This window comes from Caballeronia zhejiangensis (assembly GCF_000698575.1).
Lineage (GTDB): Bacteria > Pseudomonadota > Gammaproteobacteria > Burkholderiales > Burkholderiaceae > Caballeronia > Caballeronia zhejiangensis.
The window spans coordinates 1-23024 of sequence record NZ_JFHD01000056.1; the positions used below are offsets into that span (position 1 = coordinate 1).

General features: G+C 66.0%; 27 protein-coding genes. 9 read left to right on the plus strand and 18 right to left on the minus strand.

The window, feature by feature from the left end; all coding sequences use genetic code 11:
• The 5 genes from fhuB to BG60_RS33840 all read right to left on the minus strand — a co-directional run.
• Positions 1–1717, minus strand: a 1717-nt coding sequence (gene fhuB / locus BG60_RS33820; protein WP_034474257.1) for a Fe(3+)-hydroxamate ABC transporter permease FhuB, incomplete at its 3' end; no start/stop codon positions are given.
• 94 nt (positions 1718–1811) lie between these two features.
• Complete coding sequence (locus BG60_RS33825) at positions 1812–2627, minus strand: ABC transporter ATP-binding protein (RefSeq protein WP_008347635.1); 816 nt, start codon at positions 2625–2627, stop codon at positions 1812–1814.
• Positions 2624–3622 (minus strand): TauD/TfdA family dioxygenase, encoded by a 999-nt coding sequence (locus tag BG60_RS33830; protein ID WP_008347633.1) that lies wholly within the window; start codon positions 3620–3622, stop codon positions 2624–2626. Before BG60_RS33830 ends, BG60_RS33825 begins: the two co-directional genes overlap by 4 nt.
• Positions 3622–3867, minus strand: a complete 246-nt coding sequence (locus BG60_RS33835) for an MbtH family protein (RefSeq protein WP_008347630.1) — start codon at positions 3865–3867, stop codon at positions 3622–3624. The genes BG60_RS33830 and BG60_RS33835 overlap by 1 nt, the downstream gene beginning before the upstream one ends.
• Before the next feature lie 35 nt (positions 3868–3902).
• On the minus strand, positions 3903–4598 hold the full coding sequence (locus BG60_RS33840) for an RNA polymerase factor sigma-70 (RefSeq protein ID WP_008347629.1): 696 nt from the start codon (positions 4596–4598) through the stop codon (positions 3903–3905).
• 297 nt (positions 4599–4895) lie between these two features.
• Between BG60_RS33840 and BG60_RS33845 the strand changes: the two genes are divergently transcribed.
• Positions 4896–6041: a GGDEF domain-containing protein gene (locus BG60_RS33845; protein WP_033536406.1), complete on the plus strand. Its 1146-nt coding sequence runs from the start codon at positions 4896–4898 to the stop codon at positions 6039–6041.
• 3 nt (positions 6042–6044) lie between these two features.
• Here the strand turns inward: BG60_RS33845 and BG60_RS33850 are convergent, their stop codons facing one another.
• The 6 genes from BG60_RS33850 to BG60_RS33875 all read right to left on the minus strand — a co-directional run bounded on the left by BG60_RS33850 (position 6045) and on the right by BG60_RS33875 (position 13836).
• Positions 6045–7022 carry a M23 family metallopeptidase gene (locus BG60_RS33850; protein ID WP_081851927.1) on the minus strand — a complete coding sequence of 326 codons (978 nt, stop codon included), beginning with the start codon at positions 7020–7022 and terminating at the stop codon, positions 6045–6047.
• Between the two features lie 287 nt (positions 7023–7309).
• Positions 7310–8395, minus strand: coding sequence for a lipocalin-like domain-containing protein (locus BG60_RS33855; protein WP_008347624.1), 1086 nt, complete (start codon positions 8393–8395; stop codon positions 7310–7312).
• Complete coding sequence (locus BG60_RS33860) at positions 8395–10938, minus strand: FtsX-like permease family protein (RefSeq protein ID WP_051996824.1); 2544 nt, start codon at positions 10936–10938, stop codon at positions 8395–8397. Before BG60_RS33860 ends, BG60_RS33855 begins: the two co-directional genes overlap by 1 nt.
• Entirely contained in the window at positions 10935–11624 is a 690-nt protein-coding gene (locus BG60_RS33865; RefSeq protein WP_008347621.1) for an ABC transporter ATP-binding protein, read from the minus strand. Before BG60_RS33865 ends, BG60_RS33860 begins: the two co-directional genes overlap by 4 nt.
• A gap of 54 nt (positions 11625–11678) precedes the next feature.
• The gene (locus BG60_RS33870; protein WP_008347619.1) at positions 11679–12254 is read right to left on the minus strand and encodes a DUF1993 domain-containing protein; all 576 of its coding nucleotides are present in this window, start codon (positions 12252–12254) and stop codon (positions 11679–11681) included.
• A 61-nt stretch (positions 12255–12315) separates the two neighbouring features.
• Complete coding sequence (locus BG60_RS33875; protein WP_235366245.1) at positions 12316–13836, minus strand: outer membrane protein assembly factor BamB family protein; 1521 nt, start codon at positions 13834–13836, stop codon at positions 12316–12318.
• On the opposite strand from BG60_RS33875, the gene BG60_RS39825 reads away from it, so the two are divergent.
• The gene (locus BG60_RS39825) at positions 13823–14170 is read left to right on the plus strand and encodes a hypothetical protein (RefSeq protein WP_235366246.1); all 348 of its coding nucleotides are present in this window, start codon (positions 13823–13825) and stop codon (positions 14168–14170) included. The genes BG60_RS33875 and BG60_RS39825 overlap by 14 nt on opposite strands.
• A 246-nt stretch (positions 14171–14416) precedes the next feature.
• Here the strand turns inward: BG60_RS39825 and BG60_RS33880 are convergent, their stop codons facing one another.
• Positions 14417–14599 (minus strand): hypothetical protein, encoded by a 183-nt coding sequence (locus BG60_RS33880; RefSeq protein ID WP_144403708.1) that lies wholly within the window; start codon positions 14597–14599, stop codon positions 14417–14419.
• A 131-nt stretch (positions 14600–14730) separates the two neighbouring features.
• On the opposite strand from BG60_RS33880, the gene BG60_RS33885 reads away from it, so the two are divergent.
• From BG60_RS33885 to fnr, 6 genes are all read left to right on the plus strand, one after another.
• The gene (locus tag BG60_RS33885) at positions 14731–14958 is read left to right on the plus strand and encodes a hypothetical protein (RefSeq protein WP_008347615.1); all 228 of its coding nucleotides are present in this window, start codon (positions 14731–14733) and stop codon (positions 14956–14958) included.
• Between the two features lie 84 nt (positions 14959–15042).
• Complete coding sequence (locus BG60_RS33890; protein WP_008347614.1) at positions 15043–15273, plus strand: hypothetical protein; 231 nt, start codon at positions 15043–15045, stop codon at positions 15271–15273.
• Positions 15274–15291: 18 nt separating this feature from the next.
• Positions 15292–16386, plus strand: a complete 1095-nt coding sequence (locus BG60_RS33895; protein WP_034474259.1) for a PAS domain-containing sensor histidine kinase — start codon at positions 15292–15294, stop codon at positions 16384–16386.
• 100 nt (positions 16387–16486) lie between these two features.
• Entirely contained in the window at positions 16487–16954 is a 468-nt protein-coding gene (locus BG60_RS33900; RefSeq protein ID WP_008347612.1) for a universal stress protein, read from the plus strand.
• Positions 16951–17598, plus strand: a complete 648-nt coding sequence (locus BG60_RS33905; protein WP_008347611.1) for a response regulator — start codon at positions 16951–16953, stop codon at positions 17596–17598. Before BG60_RS33900 ends, BG60_RS33905 begins: the two co-directional genes overlap by 4 nt.
• Positions 17599–17760: 162 nt before the next feature.
• Complete coding sequence (gene fnr, locus BG60_RS33910) at positions 17761–18495, plus strand: fumarate/nitrate reduction transcriptional regulator Fnr (RefSeq protein ID WP_051078981.1); 735 nt, start codon at positions 17761–17763, stop codon at positions 18493–18495.
• On the opposite strand, the gene BG60_RS33915 is transcribed toward fnr, so the two are convergent.
• From BG60_RS33915 to BG60_RS33930, 4 genes are all read right to left on the minus strand, one after another.
• A complete protein-coding gene (locus BG60_RS33915; RefSeq protein WP_008347608.1) occupies positions 18471–18776 on the minus strand; it encodes a DUF1488 family protein in 306 nt (101 codons plus the stop codon). The two genes, fnr and BG60_RS33915, sit on opposite strands and share 25 nt — an antisense overlap.
• A gap of 94 nt (positions 18777–18870) precedes the next feature.
• Complete coding sequence (locus BG60_RS39280) at positions 18871–19182, minus strand: hypothetical protein (RefSeq protein ID WP_008347607.1); 312 nt, start codon at positions 19180–19182, stop codon at positions 18871–18873.
• 52 nt (positions 19183–19234) lie between these two features.
• Positions 19235–19681 carry a universal stress protein gene (locus tag BG60_RS33925; RefSeq protein WP_008347606.1) on the minus strand — a complete coding sequence of 149 codons (447 nt, stop codon included), beginning with the start codon at positions 19679–19681 and terminating at the stop codon, positions 19235–19237.
• 42 nt (positions 19682–19723) lie between these two features.
• Positions 19724–20761 (minus strand): zinc-dependent alcohol dehydrogenase family protein, encoded by a 1038-nt coding sequence (locus BG60_RS33930; protein ID WP_008347604.1) that lies wholly within the window; start codon positions 20759–20761, stop codon positions 19724–19726.
• A gap of 153 nt (positions 20762–20914) precedes the next feature.
• On the opposite strand from BG60_RS33930, the gene BG60_RS33935 reads away from it, so the two are divergent.
• Complete coding sequence (locus BG60_RS33935) at positions 20915–21109, plus strand: hypothetical protein (RefSeq protein WP_008347602.1); 195 nt, start codon at positions 20915–20917, stop codon at positions 21107–21109.
• A 19-nt stretch (positions 21110–21128) separates the two neighbouring features.
• On the opposite strand, the gene BG60_RS33940 is transcribed toward BG60_RS33935, so the two are convergent.
• Positions 21129–22469 carry an MFS transporter gene (locus tag BG60_RS33940; protein WP_008347599.1) on the minus strand — a complete coding sequence of 447 codons (1341 nt, stop codon included), beginning with the start codon at positions 22467–22469 and terminating at the stop codon, positions 21129–21131.
• A gap of 145 nt (positions 22470–22614) precedes the next feature.
• The gene (locus tag BG60_RS33945; RefSeq protein WP_033536407.1) at positions 22615–23022 is read right to left on the minus strand and encodes a RidA family protein; all 408 of its coding nucleotides are present in this window, start codon (positions 23020–23022) and stop codon (positions 22615–22617) included.
• Positions 23023–23024 lie beyond the last annotated feature (2 nt).

Sequence of the window (23024 nt, forward strand, 5' to 3'; positions counted from 1 at the left end):
CGAGCGGACGCGCGAGCAACGCCAGCACCGGCAGCGCGAGCGCGCACCACGGCAGAATCGTCGCGACTTCGCCCCAGCTTCGCCCATACGTGCCGCCGACGAGCCACACGACAAAACGCGCCGGCTGCACGCTCTGCTGCGTGATGAGCCATTGCGCGAGCGTCGTGCATAACGTGCCGATGACGATGCCCGTCAGCGCCACCGCGAGCGGCGCGTATCGATGCCGCCGATTGAAAAGCAGCGTGATGGCGAGCGTCGCGCCGCCGCCGGTCAACGCGGCCGCCGCGAGAAAGAGATGCCCGGCGAGCGGCCAGATCATCAGCGCGGCGAGCGTCGCGAGACCCGCGCCTTGCGTCACGCCGAGCACTTCCGGTCCGGCGAGCGGATTGCGCACGATGCTCTGCATCAGCACGCCGCTCGATGCGAGCAGCGCGCCCGCGAGCAACGCGCACAAAAGACGCGGCACGCGCAGTTCGAGCAGCATGCGGGCGATGTCGTCGCGGTGCGCGAGCGCATCGATCCAGCGCGCGGGGCCGAGCATCGTCGGGCCGACGGATGCGCCGATCGCGAGCACCGCGCATCCGATGGCGAGGAGCAAAGCGGCGAGCGCAGGCGACGGCCACGCGGACAACGCCCGCACCGCGCCCATGCCGCGCCGCGCCGATTCGCGCGCCTGGCCCGCGTGCAGCGCGCCGGACCACGCCGCGCCGCTCCTGATCATCGCGAGCATCAGCGGCGTGCCGACGAATGCGATCGCGACGCCCGTCGACAAGGTCGAATCGAGATCGAGCGCGAGCACGGCGCTGTCGGTCGCGAGCACGAGCGCGCCGCCCGCGAGCGCGGAGAGCGGCACGAGCGCCGCGAGCTTCGACGCTTTGGCGCCGCGCAGGTGACGCAGCAGATTCGGCGCGATCAGCCCGACGTACGACAGCGGGCCCGCGATCGCCACCGCGACGCTCGCGAAGCCGACCGCGACCGTCATCGCGAAGAGGCGCGTCGCATCGACGTTCACGCCGGCGGAGGCAGCGGCATCGTCGCCGAGCGCGAGCGGATCGAGCGGGCGCATCACGAACGGCAGCGCGAGAAGCGGCAACACGAGCCAGCGCAGCGCCGACATCAATCCCGTCGCGCCGGGCTGATACAGACTGCCGCTCGCCCACAGCGACGCGCCGACGACCGTCTGCTCGAAGAACGCGAGCAAGAGCGTCGAGATCGCGGAAAAAAGCAGCATGCACACGCTGCCCGCGAGCACGAGGCGCAAGGGCGTCGCGCGCCAGCCGCCCGCCGCGGCCGCGACGCAACCCGCCGCCGCGAGCCCGCAGACGAACAGCAACGGCACCGACGCCGCGCCGACCACCTCCGGCGCGATCATCGCCGCGAGCAGCCCGAGCTGCGCGCCGCCGGTGATGCCGAGCAGATCGGGCGCGGCGAGCGGGTTGCGCGTCAGCGCCTGAAAGAGCGTGCCCGCGACCGCGAGACAGCCGCCCGCGACGAGCGCGGCGGCCACGCGCGGCGCGCCCAGATCGAAGAGAAAGACATGCGCGAGACGCGCGGCATCCGTGCCCGATGGCGCATCGAGCCACGCGCGCAGTTCGGGATAGAGACGCAGCGCGGCCAGCGCGAGAATCAGCGCGATCAACGCACACGCGATCGCGCCCGCGCGATTCGGCGCGGCCACGCGATCCCGCGATGCGTTTGCCGTGGCGAGCGTCGTCATGTCGTTCGGCGTCCGGCGATCAGATCGATGGCGAGCGACACGCGCGCCCAGAACGAATGCGCGCGATGCAGGCGGCGGCGAGTCGCGAGCGTCGTCATGCGGCGATGCTCCGTTCTTCGACGCCATCGTAAGCGGGCACGCACATCGGCGCGCCCGTCTGCGGATGCGTGACGCGCAGCATGCGAACGCCGAAAGTCTCCAGCAAATGACGCGGATCGATCATCGCTTCGGGCGAGCCTTGCGCGACGATACGCCCCGCGCGCATCAGCACGATTTCGTCGGAGAACGCCGCCGCCTGATTCAGGTCGTGCAGCACCCAGACGATCGTGAGTCCGCGCTCGCGATTGAGCCGCCGCAATTCCCGCAGGATGTCGAGCTGATGATGGATGTCGAGGTACGTCGTCGGCTCGTCGAGCAGCACGATCGGCGCTTCCTGCGCGAGCGCCATCGCGATCCACGCACGCTGACGCTCGCCGCCGGAAAGCGCGGCGACATCGCGCGCGGCATCGTCGACGAGTCCGCTCGCGTCGAGCGCCGCATCGATCGCCGCGTGGTCCGCGCGCGTGAGACCGCGCATCCAGCCGCCGTGCGCGTAGCGTCCGTAGGCGACGAGTTCGCGCACCGTGAGTCCCGCCGGAATCTGATTGAACTGCGCGAGCATGGTGAGCGTGCGGGCGAGCGCGCGGCGGCGCATCGATGCGAGCGGCTTGCCGTTCACGTCGACCGATCCCGCGCGCGCCGCCTGCAAACCGGCGAGCGTGCGCAACAACGTGCTCTTGCCGCAGCCGTTCGGTCCGCATAACGCGGTGACGCGCCCTTCGGCGATATCGATGTCGAGGTTTTCCAGCACGACGTCGTCGCGATAGGCGACCGTCAACGAACGCGCGCGCAGCGCCACGGACAATGTCATCGCGCCTCGCGGTAACTCTGCGCCATCGCCACGACGACGCGGCGCGGTCCTTCGAACGGATCGCGCGCGTGCGCGGTCAGCATGTTGTCGAGCATCAGCACGTCGCCGGTGAGCCACGGAAATGCGATGCGCTTTTCGTCGAGCACCGCGCGGATCTCGGCGAGCGCATCGGCTTCGAGCGGCGCGCCGTCGCCGTAAAAGACGTTGCGCGGCACGTTTTCCAATCCGACGGCATCGACGAGCGCTTCCTGCATGTCGTCGTCGAGCGCGGAAAGATGAAAGAGATTCGCCTGATTGAACCAGACCATGTCGCCCGTGCGCGGATGCCGCGCGACCGCCTGACAACGCTCTTCCGTGCGCAGCAGCAGTTCGCCGTCGTCGCTGTCGCGCCACGCGCAGGCAATCCCGCGCGCCGCGCAGATGCGCTCGACCTCGCGCGGATCGTCCGTGCCGAACGCGTTCTGCCACGGCAGATCGAGTCCTTGCCCGAAGTTGCGCACGTACAGCAGCTCGCGCTTCGCGAAGCGTTCGACGAGCGCCGGACCGAGCGCGCGATACACCGCGCGGCTGTCGGCGATCGGCGTCGCGCCGCCCGCACGCGCCGCGAGCGCGCAGTGGAACCAGATGCGCATCGGCCATTCGCGCGTGTACGACTGCTCGTTGTGCAGCGGAATCGAGCGATGCGGCGGATATTCCGTCGACGTGTACACCGCGCCCTCGACCTGGCTGCGCGGCGTCGAGGCGAATTCGTAGCCGATCAGCGGATCGCCGAACGACGCGGCGAATTGCTGGAACGCCTCGATCGACTCGACGCGAAAGCCGGTGAAGCGCACGCCGCCCGCGCGTTCGAGCGATTCCGCGACGATCGAATGCAGCAGCGGCGCGGCATCGGCGAGCGACAGATCGACGCCCGCGCGCGGCGATACGACGACCGGCAAGCCCGGCTCGATCCGCAGATCGGCGAGCGCGGGCGCGGTCACGGAGAGCGCGCTCATCAGTTCAGGCTCGCGCGGGCTTGTGTGGCGATGGCGTCCATGTGACGGCGCAGGCTCGCGGGGCGCATGTCGGTCCAGACCTGTTCGATGTACGCGAGGCAATCGGCCTTCGCGCCGCGCTTGCCGGCTTCGCGCCAGCCCGCGGGCACGTCGCGGAACGTCGGCCAGATCGAATACTGCTCTTCGTCGTTGATGACGACCGTGTAGACGAGATCGTCGGCTGCGTGGTTCTGCTGTTGCGACATGGTGATGTCTCTCTCTGCGAGTTGGCCTATATCGACTAGACGGATGAGCGGCGCGCTTTTTTACCGCCGACGAACGCCGGACACGCGACATTGCGTTCGCGCGCGTCGAGGCAAGCGGCGCAATGCTGCTGGGCGTCGCGCACCATGAAGTGCACGAGCGTCTGCGAGACGTTCAGCGCGCGCGCCGCGCTTTGCAGCGTCTCGTCGCGCAGCCGCACCATTTCGAAGGCGGCGCGATTGCGCTCGGGCAACTGCGCGAGCGCATCGCAGACGCGGTGCAGCGTGTCGCGGGCCTGCGCGCGCGCTTCGGGCGAGAGTTCGTGCGAGGGCACGTCGAGGCCGTCCTCCTCGTCCGCGCGATAGATGTTTTCGAGGCTTTGCCGCCTGCACGCGTCGATCGACGCATTGCGCACCATGCGCGCGATGTAGCCCATCGGCTGACGCACGGCGTCCTGCTGCGGCAAGTCGATGAGACTGACGAAGACGTCATGCACCACGTCCTCGGCACGGCTCGCGCAACCGACGACGCCGCGCGCCATGTTCACGAGCATCTGCCGGTTGGCGATGGCGAGATCGAGCAGGCTGCGCCCGGTGGCTTCGCGCTCGGGCGGCGCCGGACGCGCGACGGCGGGTTCGCGCCGATGCCAGTAAGCATCGAGAGGCAGATTCGAAGGCGGCGGCGAGGTCGAAGAACGCTTCGACGATGCCGGCTGTATGTGCATGTAAGCCATAAATCGTGCTCCACTTCCGTAGGAGTCGCGAAGCTAACGTAAACGCGAATCGTTCTCAATAAAGCCCTACATGACAGCAGGTCGTAAGGTTTCGCGCGATTCGGACGGATTCCCTGAGCGGATATGGACGCGCGCGAAGCGGACAAAAAGTCAAGAACACGCCGCGTATAACTATTTTTTATCGCCTATTCCCAACCGATTGCACGACGTTGTTAAGCGGCGGCCTACTAAAGTTTCGATGCGAACGACCGTTATCCGCAGTGTGGTCCGGCCCGACCGTGACGCGAAAAGCCCGATATGGAACAACAAACTGAGGTGTTCACCCTGCCGCGCGGACGTGCGGCGACGTGGTTGCTGCACGCGGGAGCCGACATTCCCCGCGCGATCCGCGTCGCCCTCGTCGGAAGCCTGTTCGGCACGCTGCCGATATTCGCGGGCGGCGTGCTGAACACGGTCGCCGTCGCGTGGGTGCTGGACGGCCGCCATCCGACGCCCGCATTCCACATCTGGCTCGCGCTCGAAATCGCCGTGTGTCTCGTGCGGCTCGTCGTGCTCGTCGTCGCGCGACGCCGCGCGCGCGAGCGCGAATCGACGCTGACGGATACCTACGTGCTTCTCGCGCCGCTTTGGGGCGCAACCGTCGGCTACGGCGCGCTGGTCTCCGTGCTGTCGGGCGACTGGGTCGCCGCGACACTGTCGTTTCTGTCCGCCGCCGCGATGGTCGGCGGCATCTGCTTCCGCAATTTCGGCGCGCCGCGTCTCGTCGCGGTGATGATCTTTTTGTCGCTCGGGCCGTGCTGCATCGGCGCGGTGCTCTCGGGCGAGCCGACGCTCTGGCTCACGCTTTTGCAAATCCCGTTTTATCTTTTTGCGATGAGCGCCGCCGCGTGGCGTCTGAACGGCATGCTCGTCTCCACGATGAAAGCCGAACAGGAAAACGATCGCCGCGCGCGCCACGACGAACTGACCGGGCTCCTCAACCGCGCGGGTCTTTTCCGGGCGGTCCGGTCGAGCGCGCCGGAGCACACCGCCCTGCTCTATCTCGATCTCGACGGCTTCAAGGCCATCAACGACGCCCACGGCCACGAAATCGGCGATACGCTGCTCGCGCTGGTCGCGCGCCGTTTGCGGCATCTGTCGGGCGAAGGATCGCTGGTCGCGCGGCTCGGCGGCGACGAGTTCGTGATCGTCACGCCGCCGCAGGCCGATCCGCTCGCGCTCGCGGATGTCATCGTGCGCGAGTTGTCGAAGCCCTTCGTCACCGATGCCGGCGCGATGCTGGAGATCGGCGTGAGCATCGGCGTCGCGATGTTCGATCATCATCACGACGAACTCGACGGCGTGCTGCGCGACGCCGACAACGCGCTCTACGAAGCCAAGCGCGCAGGCAAGAGCCGCCGCGTTCTGGCGGGCGTGCGGGAATCGGCCGGTCTCGCCGTCTGAACGTCAGCCGTTGAGCTCGGCGCTCAGCGCTTCCGCTTCCCTCGCGAATCGCTGGCGTTCTTCGCCGTGCAGACGATCGTCGCCGGGAAGATCGACGGTGAGCGGATCCATCGCGACGTCATCGACGTGCACTTCGTAGTGCAGATGCGGTCCGGTCGCCCAACCCGTTTCGCCGACATAGCCGATCACCTGCCCGCGCTGCACCGTTCCGCCAGTCCTGATGCCTTTCGCGAAACGCGAAAGATGCGCGTAGACGGTCGAATACGGCGGCGGATTTTCCAGCATGACGACCTTGCCGTAACCCGTCTGCCTGCCGACAAACGTCACCTTGCCCTGCGCCGTCGCGTGCACCGGCGTCCCGATGGGCGCGGCGAGATCGACGCCGTCGTGACTTTGCCAGCGATGCACGACCGGATCGAACCTTCGCAGCGAGAAATCCGACGATACCCGCGTGAACGCAACCGGATAGCGCGAGAACGCGGGTTTTGTGCTCTTGCCGTCCTTCGCGTAATAGCGCGTTTCGCCGTTCGGATCGCGATAAAGGAACACGTCGTGCGATGACGATCCGGTCGTCAGACGCACGGCGAGCGGCGGGTCATCGGCGGTTGCGCTGCCTTGCGGACGGTCATAGACCACGCTGAGCGTGTCGCCTTTTCTGAGATCGCGCCGCATGTCGACGTTGCTCGCGAACGCTTCGGTGAGCGTCGCGATCGTCCCTTGGTCGATGCCGAGGCTTTGCGCGGCATCGGAGAACGTCTCGTCGACGGTCGCGCTTTCAGTGGTGCGTGTCGGCGCGGGCGGCGTTTTCGGCGCGGCGCGTTGGGGCAGCGATACGGCGGGCGTGTAGTCCTTATCGGCCGAAGGCGCGGTCGGACGATGCAGCGCGTTGCAGATCACGACCGTACAGATGGAACCGATCGCGCAAGTGAAAAGCAGTCGGCCTGCCTTGCCGGGCAAGGCGTTGGAAGAAGATAAAGGCATTGGCGGGAGGCGGATCGAGCGACGCGCGCTTAGGGCGCATCGGTCGAAGGATCAGAAGGCGCGGCGCGGGCCGCGAGTGTCGGGAAAACGCGCGTGTCATTCGATCTGCCGCGAAAGCGGGCAAATCGTCGGGGAACTTCGGACAAAAAGGCGCGCTGACATGGAAAGGCGAGACGGCGGAGGCGTGTCGAGCGAGACTATGAGACTTTTCTTAAACGAAGCTTAAGCTGCCCCTTTTTACGCTTTTGTACGAAGTTTCGCTGCAGTTGCACGAGGATGCCGCCACTTCACCGCTTTTCGATCTCGATCGTCTTTGCGTATCCCGTCAGTTCGAGATATCCGCGTCCTTTTCCGCCGTCGCCGTCGAGCGTGACCGCGCCTTCCCAGTACAGCGCGCCGGTCGAATCGCGCGAGTCGAGTTCCTGATCGTCCATGAGCGGAGTCAGCCGCCAACGCATTCCGCCGACGCGCAGGTTCATCGCCACCGGATACGTCGTGTTCGTGCGTGGCGAGCGCCACTCGCGCTCGGGCGTGAATTCCACATCGCCGGGGCCGAATTGTCGGGTGCGGCCGTCGCGATCGCGCAATGCGGCGTGCGCCCAGACCGAATGGCCGTCGCGGGCGCGGACCTTGAAGGCCATCAGCGCGGAGCCGTCGTCGAGATTCGCGCCGAGCCAGTCCCAGCCGGCCGCATCGGATGGCAGCAACGTGCTCGACCATTCGTGATCGAGCCAGGCACGGCCCGTCACGGCGACGCCCGCATTCGCCTTTGCCGATGCCGATGGCCGCACGACGCTGCCCGTCACCTTGAGCTGCGGCTCGCTGTAGTAATAGCTCGCCTGCTCCGGCGACGGCCCTTTGCGCGAGTAGCCGCCTTCGCCCTGGAACATCGGCGGCTGCGTCGGCGTGAAGGTGAGATGGAGCGCGAATCCGGCGGCATCGGCGATGACCGTGTAGCTGCCGTCCGCCGCGCGCGACATGCGCCATGCGTCGAGCTTGACGTCGGTGTTGCCTTCCTTCGCGTACGCCAGACCGAAGCCCTGCCGCGCGATGTTCTGATCGTGCGCGAGCCGCCCGTACGCGGGATCGGACAACGCCGCATGCGCGATGACGAGTTGCGACGGATCGAACGCGCTCTTGCCGTGCTTCTTGCCGGTGTTCGAGCGAAAGAACGTGATCTGAAACCCGAGCGGCTGGTGCTCCGCCGTCTCGAGCCAGCCGGTCGCGTACCACCATTCCGTGCGATACGGCGGATGCGCGCCGCTGTCCTTCGGCCAGTCGATGACGTGGCCGGGCGCGACGGGCGCGAACTTCGGCTCGCCGGCGAATGCGGTCATCGACATGAGCATCAACGCGAAAAGCAGCGCGCGCATCACCAGTCCTCCCGCACGGCGCGCACCGCATCGACCGACACGGCGCGCCGGCCCGACAGCACCGCCGTCGCGCACGACGACACCATCATCACGCACGCGATCGCCGCGATCATCGTCGACGGAATGTGCAGCGACATGCTCCAGTGAAACGACTGCGGATTCACGACGAACACGAGAATCAGGCTGATCGCGAAGCCGAGCACGCAGCCCATCGCGATGCCGAGCAGCGTGAGCCAGCCCGCTTCCGAAGCGAGCAGCCCGAGAATCTGCGCGCGCGTCACGCCGACGTGCCGCAGCATGCCGAATTCGCGCGAGCGCGCGAGCGTCTGCATCGAAAACGTCGCGCCGACGCCGAACAGCCCGATGACGATCGCGACCGCTTCGAGCAGATACGTCATGGCGAAACTGCGGTCGAAAATGGTCAGCGTGCGCGCGCGGATCTCGCCCGGTTGCGAGAATTCGAGCGCGCCGCCGAAGGGCAGCTTTTTGATCGCGTCGATGACCTGCGCCGCGCCCGAACCCGCGCGCAACGTAATGGCGATGTCGGTGGCGGCCGTGTCGCCGGTCAGCCGCCGATAGTCCGCGATACGCATTTGCAGCGCGCCCGTCTGCCGCACGTAGTCGCGCCATATGCCCGCGACGACGAAACGCTCGCCCGCGCCGCCGACGGGCAAGCTCACGCGCTCGCCCACGCGATAGCCATACAGATCGGCCATCGCTTCCGAGGCCCAGACGGGCGTTTCGCCCGCGCGCCACGCGGATGGCGGCAACGCATCGCCGGTCATCTGCAACGTCGCGCCGGGATCGGCGGCGTCGAGCTCGCGCGCGATCAGCGCGACCGGCGGCTTCGCGGGATCGAGCGTCAGCTTCGTCGCGCGCGTGAACGCCGCGTGCGCGACGCCATCGACTGCTGCGATCTGCGTTTGCTGATCGGGCTGCAAGCCGCCCGTGTCGCCGCTCGATGCGATCCGCACATAAAGATCCGCCGACAGCAGATGCGCGAGCCAGTCTTCGACGGACACGCGAAAGCTCGTCACCATGATCGCCATCGCGACGATCAGCGTGAAGCTCGACAGCACGCCGCCCATCGCGATCGATGCCTGCCCGGGCGCATTCGCGAGACGCGCGAGCGCGAGCGTCGCGACGGCGTTGCGCGGTTTCATCGCGCGGCGGAACACGATTGCCGTGACACGCGGCATCAGCGCGATGCCGCCGACGAGCAGCAGCGCGACGGCGAGATAACCGCCGATGGGCGCATCGAAAACGGGCGGCGCCTGCGTCAGCGCCGCGCCTGCCGCGAGGCACGCGAGCGCGGGCCACGGCGTGCCGAGCGGTGCGAGCGCGGCTTCTTCGCTGCCCGCCTTCAACGCGGGCGCGGGCCGGGCGCGCGCCGCTTCGAGCGCGGGAACGAGCGTGCCCGCGAGCGCGACGCCGATGCCCAGCGCGAGAAAGATCGCGCTCGCTAGCGGATCGAAGACGACGCGCGGCTCGACGCCCGGAAAATATCCGCCGCCGAGATCGCTGCCGAAAAAGCGCAACGCGAGCGCCGCGACCGTGAAGCCGAGCGCGATGCCGAGCACGCCGCCCACCACGCCGAGCAGCGCGCCTTCGAGCATGATCTGCCGCACGAGCGATGCGCGCGTCATGCCGAGCACGCGCAGCATCGCGAATTGCGCGCGACGGCGCACGACGCCCGCGGCTTGCGTCGAGAACACGAGAAACGCGCCGGTAAACAGCGCGACGAGCGCGAGCACGTTCATATTGATGCGATACGCGCGCGACAGCCGGTCCGTCCGGCTCTCGATATCCTGCGTGCCGGTCACGACGAGCCGCGCGCCGAGTTCGCGTTGCAGCGTCTCGCGGAACGCATCGCGATCGACGCCGCGCGCGAGTTGCACATCCACGCGCGATAGCTTGCCCGCCATGCCGAAGCGGTTCTGCACGGCGGCGATATCCATCACCGCGATGCGCTGGCCGGGACGCGTTCGCGCGATGCCGCCCGCGACGCGCAACGTCACGGGCGACGTGCCGCTTTGCAATTCGATGCGTCCGCCATCGCGCGCGCCGAGCCAGGCGAGCGCGGCGGGCGAAAGAAAGATCGCGTCATCGGCGAGAACATCGAACGATGCTTCCGGCGAGGGCACGCCGGTCAGGTCCGGCGCGATGCGCTTCGCGCGGAACACGTCGATGCCGAGCACCTTGAGCGGCGCGTTCTTGCCGGGCACGGCGACATCGAGTTCGAGCACCGGACTCGCGGCGGCCACGCCCGCGCGCGTCGCGAGCCGCGGATAAACGTTCTCGTCGATGAAAGGCTGCGCGCCGCGCACTTGCAAGTCGGCTTGACCGGAAAGGCTGCGCGCGGCGGCGGAAAACTCGTTGAACGCCGCGCCGTTGATGAGCTGCACCGCATAACCGAGCCCGACGCCGAGCGCGATCGTCAGCATGGCGACGAGCGCGCGTCCGCGATGGCTGCGCCATTGCGCGCCGAGCAGCCAGCGCGTGAGCGTGTCGAAGAATCCGCATCCGGCGGCGATATCGCTCATCGGGCGAGCGTCGCGGCGTGCAAGGCGCCGTCGCGCAGAATCACGACGCGATCCGCGAACGCGGCCGCCGCTTCGGAATGCGTGACCATCACCGTCGCGGCGCGCGTCGCCTTGGTTTCGGCGCGCAGCAATTCGAGCACTTCGTGCGCGGTCTGCGGATCGAGATTGCCGGTGGGTTCATCGGCGAGAATGAGGCGCGGCCGATGCACCAGCGCGCGCGCAATCGCCACGCGCTGCAACTCGCCGCCGGAAAGCTGGCGCGGCATGTCGTCGCCGCGTCCGTCGAGGCCGACCGCCGCGAGCATGGCGCGCGCGGGCGCGGGCGGCATGCCGTTCAGCAGCAGCGGCACCGCGACGTTCTGATACAGCGTCAGATGCGGCAGGACGTGAAACGCCTGGAACACGAAGCCGAGCTTTTGCCGGCGCAGGCGCGTGGCGGCGTCGTCGGGAAGCGTCGAGATCGATGCGCCGTCGATCAGCACGTCGCCGCTATCGGCGGTGTCGAGGCCCGCGATCAGATTGAGCAGCGTCGATTTGCCGACGCCCGAGTCGCCCATGATCGCGACGAACTCGCCCGCGCCGAGCGCGAAGTCGAGCGCGTCGAGCACGATGCGGCCGCTGCCGTAGGTTTTCGTCAGGCGGCGGCATTCGAGGGCGGGAGAAACGTTCGGGTCGGCGGGTCGCATGGCGCAAGGTCGTAGTTCGTGTCTGCGCAAGCATTGTGCCGAAGTCGCGCGGATTCAGCCCGATTGGGGCAGCGTGCCGGGCCGGATATACGAGAACATGTGCGCCACGTAATCCGGCTTGCCGAGCGGCACGCCGTGGTTGCGCAGGATCGCGTAAGCGGTCATCGCGTGGAAATAGAACTGCGGCAGCGACCAGTCGCGCGCGTATTGCTCGCCGGTCATGTCGAAGACGATGCCGTTCGGCAGATCGAGCGCGATCGGCTCGCCGGTTCCGGCGTCGAGCGCATCGGAAGTGAGGTTCGAGAGCAATGCGATCGCATCGGCGATGCAGGCTTGCGCATCGGCGAACGTGCCCGGCGCTTCGTTCGAATGCGCGCCTTCTTTCCGCACGCGCAGCACTGTCTGCGGCAGGTCTTCGCCGCGCAGCCGGTACACCGGTTCCTGTGCCTGAAAGCACACGAAGCGCACTTGCGCGGCGAGCGGAAACATGTCGGGCGCGAGACGCAAGGTCATCAGCGCGTCGGGATTCGCGCCTTTCTCGTGCTGAAATGCAGCGGCTTTATCGAGCCACGCCGACAGGTTCTTCAACGTCTGCACGAACGTCGGAACAAGAAGACGGGTCAGTTGCATCGGAAGCTCCATGGGTCGAGGTAACGCGATCTTATATCGATGCGGCCCCGACCCGCGCCAGTCATCCGCCGAGCAGACCGAACACCATCACGCCCGTCTTCGTGCCGACGTAGACCTTGCCGTTCGCGACCGTCGGCGAGATGAACTTGTTGTTGCCGAACTGATCGCGCGTGCCCGCCTGATTGCTGTTGTAAAGCTCGATCGCGAGATTGCTCGCGTCGTAGGCATGCAGCACGGCGGTCGGCGTGGTGTTCTCGACGCCCCATACGATGCCGTCGGTATTGCCATTCGCGGAAATGACCGGCGCGAGGCCCGGAAAATTCCAGTTGCCCGCGGGACTCGTCGTCTGGCTCGATGCGCTTGTCGCGACCATCGCGTTGACGACGGGCAGCGCCTTCAGATGATCGCCCGCCGGGCCGACGTAGATCGTGTTGTTGTAGAACGCCGGCGCGGTGAACATCGGACCGGTGATCGTCGAGTAAAGCGGCTGATAGATGTGATCCGCGTTCGAATCGAACTTGCCCATCGAATCGCGGTTCACGACGTAGAGGACGCGCGTCTTGCCGCCGCCTATCGCGAGATGCTGCACGTTGCCGTTGATGTCGGTGACATCGGGCAGCACGAGCACGCCGCCCGAGCCGAGATCCAGATCCTGGTTCGATTCCACCACGGTGTTCGACGGCTCGAAGTAATCGTTGACCTGAAGCGCGAACGTCGCGCTCGGCGTGACCTTGAGGAAGCCGTTGCCGAAGTTGTTCCTGATGGGCATGTCCTGCGCGTTGATGGTCGCGTCGAACGTGCCGTTGCCGTCGAGGAAATAGATCGACGTGCCGTCCGATGCCAGGCCCGCGCCGCCCATCCAGATGCCGCCCATCTCGCCGTTCGGCGTGACGTTGAGGATGCCCGTCTGCTTGAGCGTGTCCGCGCTGTAGCCGATGAGCCAGCCGGTATACGGCAGCGTGTCGCAATGCGAGCTCCACGCCGTATAGACGACGCCGTTCAGCAGCAGCAGCGACGCGCGCTCGATGTACTGGCCCGGCGTGAACGGCACGACGCCGTTCACGCTGCCCGATCCGGTGCCGGGATACGAGCCGGTGATTTCGGTCGGGCCGCCGAACAGTTCGCCGCCCGTTGCGATGTCGATGGCGTGGATGCGCTGGTGATACGCGCCGCCGCTGTCCTTCGACATGCCGACGACATAGATCACGCCGTTGGGCCCGCGCGAGCGGTCGATGACCGGCGTCGCCGTGATGCCGATTTTCGGCGTGGTCTGGTCGCAGCCGTGATCGTCGCTCGGCACTTCGCCCGCGCCGAGCGTCGAGACTTGCCAGAGCACGGCGCCGGTGTCGGCATCGAACGCGTAGAGGGTCGCGTTCTCGGTCGCGACGTACAGCACGTTATGCGTGCCGCCCGCGATCGGCACGTTGGCGAGAAAGAGCGGTTGCGCATCGACGGCGCCATCGACGGCATAGAAGCCGAGCTTGCCGAACGTGGACGACTTCACGCTGGCGAGCGTGAGCCGGGTCTCGGCGAGCTGCTGCGCGGTGCGGCGGATGTCGTTGTGATACGTGGTGACATCCATCGGAGTCGATGCGGACGGCGAGTTCGTCGCGGGAGCGCTTGCGCTCGCGGGCGCGCTCGCGCCGTTTGCCGACGATGCGGCCGAAGGACTGGATGCCGACGCTGGGCTCGACGCCGACGCGGGACCGGATGCCGACGCGGAGCCGCCGGATGTCGAGGACGGATCGGAGGAGCTTCCTCCGCTGCATCCACCGATGATTGCTGCGATAGCGACTGCGATCACGCCAACCGATAAATGCCCTTTCATCTGCGATCTCCGTTCAGGAGGGGCCGGCCCCGGTGCAGTCGCGATTATTGTCTGCAACGGCTTAAAAAAGTGGACGACGGTCGGCTGAACGCTAGGCTTTGGCGGAACGGTCGGCGGGCTGTATGTATGCGTCTCACGAATTCGCAGACAGCGGAAAAAAACCCGGACGATCGGGCAGCCAGCGCGGACGTGCGGGCAGGACTGCAAGCGGACGTTAAAGGCACAGTAAGGCTCAGGACGGGACCCGGTTCGTATCGCTATCGCAGCACTGTGCGGTCTTGCCCGATTTCGACAGATGTTTTCGAGGTGAGACGCAGATGAAACGCTTGACCGCTCAGGTGATGTGCCACCCGCTCGTCGCGATCGCGGCGCTTTTCGCAGCCGATCTGCTGATGCGCTCCGATTCGGGGCTCTCCGGCGCGATGTACGTCGTCGCGGCGAAGTCGGTATCGAGACTGTTCAACGCGATGCGCAGAGGCGCGACCCGATGCCCGCCCGATTGGTCGGACTTAAGCATTTGCATGGGAAAAGTAAAAAAGCTTAAATCGGATTAAGCGACAAAAATTGAACGGTTAGGCTTACTGCTTACGGAATGTAGGCAAACGTCAGAATTGCCACGCCGGCAAAACATTAGAACCTGAGAGAGCAATGAATCGACCCGACGACGTGATCTACAAAGGGCACGTACTGAGCGCGACCGCCGTCCCGGAGCAGGACAGATACGCGGCGATGCTCATCGTGCGAGAACCGGACGGCACGCGCCGTTCGAGCGGAATGCTCGGCGAATTCGCCAGCGAAACGGGCGCGGTGCGCTACGCGTTCGCTTACGGCATGGCCGAGATCGACTATCGACAGTCAGTGCAGAACCCGCGCTGATCCGCGCTGATCCGCGCGCATTCGCTCTCACGCCGCGGCATGCCTGCCGCATAAGCCTTTCGATCATCTCCACCGGTCAAATCTATGATCATCTATCATCGGGGAGCGGCTTTTAAGCCCTCCGCCACTCGTGTAGGCAACGCGTTCGTCGCGACCGCGTCGATTCTCGAAGAGGACGGCCATGCCACCTCGCTCGGCAATCTCGGCGCATTCGCAAGCAAGGACGGCGCGCTCGGCTTCGCGGTGCGCTGCGCGACCGCGTTTCTCGACGGCGACGAGCTGCCCTTGCCGCCCTTTCAGATGATGAAGCAATAGCGCCGCAACGCGTCGACGTTGCAAGCGCATCCGCCCGTTGCAACGATGATCGACTGCTCCGCGACCGAACCCGGCAACACGCCTTCGCTGCTGACGGACGCACCTTTCCGTCTGCTGGTCGAAGCGGTCGAGGACTACGCGATCTTCCTGCTCGACGCGCACGGCCACGTCGCGACCTGGAACAACGGCGCGCGGCGGATCAAGGGCTATGACGCGAGCGATATCGTCGGCCGTCATTTTTCCGTCTTCTATCCGGGCGACGATATCGCCGCGCGCAAGCCGCACAACGCCCTCTCGACGGCGGCGCGCGTGGGCCGCGTCGAGGACGAAGGCTGGCGCATCCGCAAAGACGGCAGCCGCTTCTGGGCGAACGTCGTCATCACCGCGTTGCACGATCCGTCGGGTAGTCTGATCGGCTTCGCCAAAGTCACGCGCGACATGACCGACCGCTTGCGGCTCACGGAACTGCAGCATGCGCGCGAGCTCTCCGCGCACGTACAGACGGCGCTGGAAAACGAGCGCGCGTCGATTGCCCGCGAGTTGCACGACGATCTCGGCCAGCAGCTTGCCGCGCTCAAAATGCAGTTGTCGATTCTCGACAGCACCGCGCCGAACGCGCGCTTCAAACAGCAGGCGCTCACGCAAATCGACACGATCATCGGTTCGCTGCGACGCATCGCGGCGGGCCTGCGTCCGCCCGTGCTCGACGATCTCGGCCTTTTCGCCGCAATCGACTGGCTCGTTTGCGATTACCGCCGCCGCTACGATCTGACGATCCATCTGGATATCGAAGGCGACGAGGACGGCTTCGAGGCGACTGCGTCCACGTCGCTCTTCCGGCTCGTGCAGGAAGCGCTGACGAACGTCGTGCGCCACGCGCGGGCATCGGAAGTTCGCATCGCGATCGGCTGCGCGTATGCGCGCTGCACGCTGACGATCGAGGATGACGGCCGCGGCGCGGATATCGAACGGCCGCGCGCGGCGGGCACGTTCGGCCTGCTCGGCATGGGCGAGCGCGTGCGGCAACTGGGCGGCGTCATCGAGTTTCGCAGCGCGCCGGGCGAAGGCTTTCGCGTCGTCGTGGACATTCCGCTTCATCGCCCCCGCCGATGACGATTCCGTTCCTTGACTTGCGTCAACCGTTTTGCATACGCCGTCCGTAGACTCGATCGCACACCCGCGACGCGCCAACACACCGGATCAGGAGATCGTCATGTACAACCGCATTCTCGTGCCCATCGACGGCAGCCCGACTTCCCTCCACGCCCTCGATGAGGCGATCAGGATCGCAAGCGCGAGCGCGGCGCAAATTCAGCCGCTCTTCGTCGTCGACATGCAGCCCGTTTCCTACGACGCCACGAGCGCGTTCTATCCTGGCCTGCGCGACGCATTGCTGGAGGAAGGCCGGCGGCTCGCTGCGACGGCCACGGAGCGCATGACGCAAGCGGGCGTCAAGGGCACGCCGCGCGTGTGCGAAGTCGAGTATCTCGGCGATGACATCCCGCAGCGCATCCGTCATTGCGCCGACGATTTCCGCGCCGATCTCGTCGTCATGGGCACGCACGGGCGGCGCGGCTTGCGGCGGATCGTGCTCGGCAGCGTCGCGGAAGGTTTCGCGCGGCTGTCGCGGTGTCCCGTTCTGCTGGTGCCGGGCCGCGAAACGGAAGAACCGAATCCATGACGACGAAAGTCCTGATCGCCGATGACCACGCGCTCGTGCGCGACGGCCTGCGCCATATCCTCGCGAACGCGCACGGCTTCGAGGTCGCCGGCGAAGCGAGCGACGGGCCGGGCACGCTCGCGCTCGTGCGCGCAACGGAGGCGGACGTGCTCGTGCTCGATCTGTCGATGCCCGGCCGCAGCGGCCTCGACCTGCTCAAGCAGATCAAGGACGAAAAGCCCGCGCTGCGCATTCTCGTGCTCACGATGCACGCCGAGCAGCAATACGCCGCGCGTGCGTTCAAGGCCGGCGCGTCGGGCTATCTGACGAAGGAAAGCGCGAGCGCGGAGCTGGTCGCGGCGGTCGCCAAGGTCGCGTCGGGCGGCGCGTACGTGAGCCTCGCGATGGCCGAACGCTTCGCGCAAAGCCTCACCGAACCTGACGATGCGCTACCGCATCAGCGATTGTCGAACCGCGAGTTCGAAGTGTTCCGGCGGCTGTGCGCGGGCGAATCCATCAGCGATATCGGCGAGGCGTTGTGCGTGAGCGCGAAGACCATCAGCACCTACAAGGCGCGCATCCTCGAAAAAATGCAGATTCCCCACGAAGCCGCGCTCGTGCGCTACGCGGTGCGCCATCAGCTTTTCGACGACGACAGCGCCTGAATCGAAGCGGCGCGTGTCGGCATTTCCCTACACGTCTTCCCGAATGCCTACGGCACGATCAGCCAGCACCGACATTTTTTCGAGACAGCGCACTCCATAATTGGACACGTGACATGCGGGATCGCGCGTCGATGCGCGATCCGGTTCGACAGGAGGCGCAGCATGATTTCCGCGAGCGCAGACAGTCCCGGCATGCACGTCGACGCGAAGCCGCCGAGCACGCGTTGCTCGACGTGTTCGATGAAGCGCATCTGCATGCCGTCCGGCTTGTCGCCGGTCGATTATCAGCGTCTCGACGCGATGATCAGCTCGACGCGCTTCGTGCGGCGCGGCGAAACGCTTTTCCGCAGCGGCGATCCCTTCCAGAGTCTCTATGCGCTGCGCAGCGGCTGCTTCAAGACCGTCGTCATGCATCGCGAAGGACACGAGCAGGTCACGGGCTTTCATCTGGCGGCCGAGCCCCTCGGGTTCGACGGCGTGAGCACCGACCGCCACGCGTGCGACGCCATCGCGCTGGAAGACAGCGTCGTCTGCATCGTTCCGTTCGATCTGCTCGAATTGCTGTGCCGCGAAGTGAAGGCGGTGCAGCATCACGTTCATCGCATGATGTGCGGCGAGATCGTGCGCGAATCCAATCTGATGATGCTGCTCGGCACGATGACGGCGGAGCAGCGCGTCGCGGCCTTCCTGCTCAATCTGTCGACGCGCATGAAGGCGCGCGGCTATTCGCCCGCGCAATTCGTGCTGCGCATGACGCGCGAGGAAATCGGCAGCTATCTCGGGCTGAAGATCGAAACGGTCAGCCGCATGTTCTCGCGGCTGCAAAAGGCCGGCGTGATCGACGCGCGCGGCAAGGACGTGCGGATCCTCGATCAGGCGCGGCTCGAAGCAGTCTGAGCGCGCGCTTCGCGAAAGCGGAAAAATCCGCTGCGCAGCATCACCGACGTGCCGCCGACGCGGCTCAGCACATGTTCGGCGGCGCCTTCTATCGACGAGCGATGGCTCTCGAACGCCTGCTGCAGATCTTCCTCACGCCACGACGCCGCGCCGAAGTGATCCTCCAGCGCTTCGGCCGAAATGGTGCACTCGATCGGCTCACCGTCCGCGAAGGCGGCGAAAGTGAGCGAAGGGACATCGCCCTGATAGACGGGCGGCTGACTCGGAAACGTAACGATCATGCCGATACCTCGTGGAACGTTGATGCGACGCGAGCCGGCGCAGCGCATATCCACTTAGTCTTGGCCACGGTTTCGGAGCGCGTATTGATCTGGATCAAATCGCATCCGGCGCGCCGCGCTGAAGCAGCAGCTGAACGGCGTCATCGAATGTATGACGCAGCGCCGCGTTCACGTCGGCGTGTGTGCAGCGTTGCACCGTGACCTGCTCGGAATCGCGCGTGAGCAGAACCAGTTGCGCGTCGAAGACGGTGCGTCCCGCGCGATCGAGCGACGCCTTGATCGTGAGCCTGCAATCGACGATGTCTTTCGCGACGCCCGCAAGCCGCACGAGTTCGACGCCCGCTTCGCGTTCGATCGCGCTCGAGCCCGCGAAGCCGAGGCAGGCGATCTGCATTCCGAGGCCCATGTCATTGTTCTCCGGTCAGGCCATCGCGCGGGCGCGCCTCACTCGTCGTGGCTCACGCGTCTTTCGCGACATGCTTCGGTGCGCGCGTGAGCAGCACCGGACACGTCGAGCGTCTGACGAACGCTTCCGCGACGCTGCCGAGCGCGAGCCTGCGCAACCCGGTCCGGCCATGCGTGCCCATCACGACGAGATCCGCGGGCATGTGCACCGCGCGGCGCTGCAGGCACTTCGCGATCGTATCGGTGACGTTGCGCGTCTCCGCGAGTTCCGTTTCGCATTCGATGCCCGCATCGATCACGCGCGCATACGCGATATCGAGCGCGTGCCCGCCTTCCTCGCGCACGTTCACGCGATACTGCGCCGGATACGACGAAAGCGCGGCCACGTCGATCACGTACACGACATTCACTCGCGCACGCGCGCCGATGCGGATCGCTTCGTCGAGCGCGCGTTGCGAGCACTCGCTGCCATCGAGCGCAACCAGGATTTTGCGGTACATCGTTTTTCGGCCCGCACGGCTTCCCGCTGAAGGCCGCCCACTTCAAATTTCGATGATGACCTTCAGCGCGTTCGTTTCCGCCGCGCGGCCAAAGGTGTCGTAAGCGTCGAGCGCGCGCGCGAGCGTGAAGCGGTGCGTGATGAGCTGCTTCGGCTGCAGCCGCCCCGCGCGCACGGTCTTGAGCAGCATCGGCGTGCTGACCGTATCGACGAGACGCGTCGTGATGCTGATGTTGCGATCCCAGAGCGATTCGAGATGCAGATCGGCCTTCACGCCATGCACGCCGACATTCGCGATGGTGCCGCCCGCCGCGACGATCTGCTGGCACAGCTCGAAGGTCGCCGGCACGCCGACCGCTTCGACGGCGCAATCGACGCCCGCGCCATCGGTCAGACGCATGATCTCGGCGACGGCCTCCGTGCGCGCGATGTCGATGCACGCGCTCGCGCCGAACGTGCGCGCGATTTCGAGCCGATGCGCGTCGCGATCGATCATGACGATCTGCGCCGGCGCGTAGAACTGCGCGGTGAGCAAGGCGGCGAGACCGACCGGCCCCGCGCCGACTATCGCGACCGTGCTGCCCGGCTGCACGCGCCCGTTGAGCACGCCGCATTCGAAGCCCGTCGGAAGAATGTCGGAGAGCATGACGAGCGCCTCTTCCTCGACATCTGCCGGAATCGGATAGAGGCTCGTATCCGCGTGGGGGATGCGCACGTATTCGGCCTGCGTGCCGTCGATCTTGTGGCCGAGAATCCAGCCGCCCGTCGCGCAATGCGAATACATGCCGCGCCGGCACGCCTCGCACTTTCCGCACGACGAAATGCACGAGATCAGCACGCGATCGCCCGGCTTGAACGTCGACACCGCCGCGCCGACGTCCTCGACGACGCCCACGCCTTCGTGACCCAACACGCGGCCGGGCTCGCAGGTGGGAACATCGCCCTTGAGAATGTGCAGATCGGTTCCGCAGATGGTCGTGCGCGTCACGCGAACGATCGCATCGGTGGCGGCGGCGAGCGCGGGTTTCGGCCGCTCGTCGAGCGACTTGATGCCGGGGCCGTGATAGACGAGTGCTTTCATCTGCGAACTCCGTTGCGTGGCGCGTGACGTGAATCGACGCTCTCACTCTATCGGGACGCTCACGGCTCCGATTGACTTGAATCAAGCGCACGCGCATATCGCGAGTAACATGAAACCACCTGATTGACTGCGTTTTCATTTTCAGGAGGCTGCATGAAAGCGGTGTGTCCGTTGCATGGACCGACGACCATCGTCCGCACGAACGCGTACGGCTTTCCGGTCTATGCGTGCTGCTGCCACGACGTCCCTTATGTCACGCCGCCCGATGCCTGCACGCGCGCGCCGACGCAGCGCGGCGCTCCATCCGAGCCGCAGAAGGCCCGGCAACCGAAGCCCGCGAAGGAGTGATTGCCGGGCGCACGCGTCGTTACGCCGGATCGGCGGCGGCCACGGCGATGGCGTCATTGCGCGAACGACGCGCATCGATCAGACAAACGGCAAGCATCGCGATGACGCCGGGCACCGCGATGGCGACGAAGTTCTGCTGCAGCGGCAACGCCTTGCTCACGAGAAAGCCGATCACGATAGGCGCGAGAATCGCCCCGCTGCGCCCGATGCCAGACGCCCAGCCGATGCCCGTCGAGCGGATCGCGGTCGGATAGAACTGACCGGCGAACGCATACGTGACGATCTGCGTGCCGATCGTCGATGCGCCCGCGAGACCCACCAGGAAAAACAGCACGCCGACCGGCACCTTCACGCCCAACAGGCTGATGGAAATCGCGGCGAGCGCGTACATGGCGATCAGCACGTACTTGATGTTGAAGCGGTCCGCGAGCCATCCGCCGCCGATCGCGCCGATCATCGCGCCGAAGTTCAGAACGAGCACGAATGTGAGCGCCGAGCCGAGGCTGTGCCCCGCGCCAGCCATCAGTTTCGTCAGCCACGAACTCAGCGCGTAGACCATGAAGAGGCACATGAAGAACGCGATCCACAACATGACGGTGCTCATGCCGCGTCCTTCGGCGAAGAGTCGCGCGATCGGCGAACCGGGCGCGGCTTCGCGATCGGAAAGCGCGAAGCGGTCGGCCTCTTGCGGCACATAGCGCGGATCGACGCGCGAAAGAATGTCCTTCAGGCGCGCCGCGCGTTCGTTTCGCACGAGGAATGCGAGCGACTCGGGCATGTACTTGAGGATCACAGGCGCGAGCAGCGCCGGAAGGCCCGCCGCGATGAAGACGGATTGCCAGCCGTAGCGCTCGATCATCCCCTTGCCGACGAGCGCCGCGAGCATGCCGCCGACGGAATATCCGCTGAACATCAGCGTCACCATCGTGCTGCGGATCTTGCGCGGCGAATACTCGGTCATTTGCGCGACGACATTCGGCATGACGCCGCCGATGCCCAGTCCCGCGAGAAAGCGCGCGATGCCGAACGTCACGGGATCGCGCGTCAATCCGGCCGCGGCCGTGAATACGCTGAACAGCAGCAGACAAATGACGATGGCGGGCACGCGGCCGATCCTGTCGGCAATCGTGCCGAGAAACACCGCGCCGATCATCATGCCGAGCAGCGCGGAACTCACCATGAATCCGGCGCTCGTCGGCTGAATGCCCATGTCGCTCATGATCGACGGAAGCGCGATCCCGACGACCGCGAGATCGTATCCGTCGAAGATGATGATGAGCGCGCACCAGAACAGAAGCAGCAAATGAAACTTGCTGAACCGGGCATCGTCGCATAGCTTTTGCACGTCTATTTGCCGCATGGGTGTCTCCAAGGATGTAGGACTTGCTTTGATTCCGCGATTTTTAATGTATTGATCAGGCGGAACGATGAACGCGCGCGCGTTCTCCTTGCTGCGTGCATGGCGCAGCAAGGTCGGTTCTTTTTACGTTGACGTTTCTTGCGTGTTACGACGCGCTCGCCGTCACTACGGCGACCGCCTTGATTTCGACGATATAACCCGCGGAACCACCGAGCATATGCGCGCCGATCGCGGTCCACGCCGGCAGCGGATGCGTGTTCAGATAACGCTCGCGCACCTGCATGAACAACGGCAGATCGCGCATGTCGGTATGAAAGCTCGTCACGTCGACGACATCGCTCAACGAAGCACCCGCCGCTTCGAGCACGAGCTCGAGATTGTCGAAAGCCTGCACGATCTGCGCTTCGCGGTCTTCGACCAGTTGCATGTTCGCATCGCGTCCAATCTGCCCGGACACGTAGATCGTATTGCCGGCCTTGATCGCGGGCGCATAGCGGATCTTTTCGTAGACCGCTTCCATTCCCGCGGGAACGATTGCCTTGCGTTCACTCATGA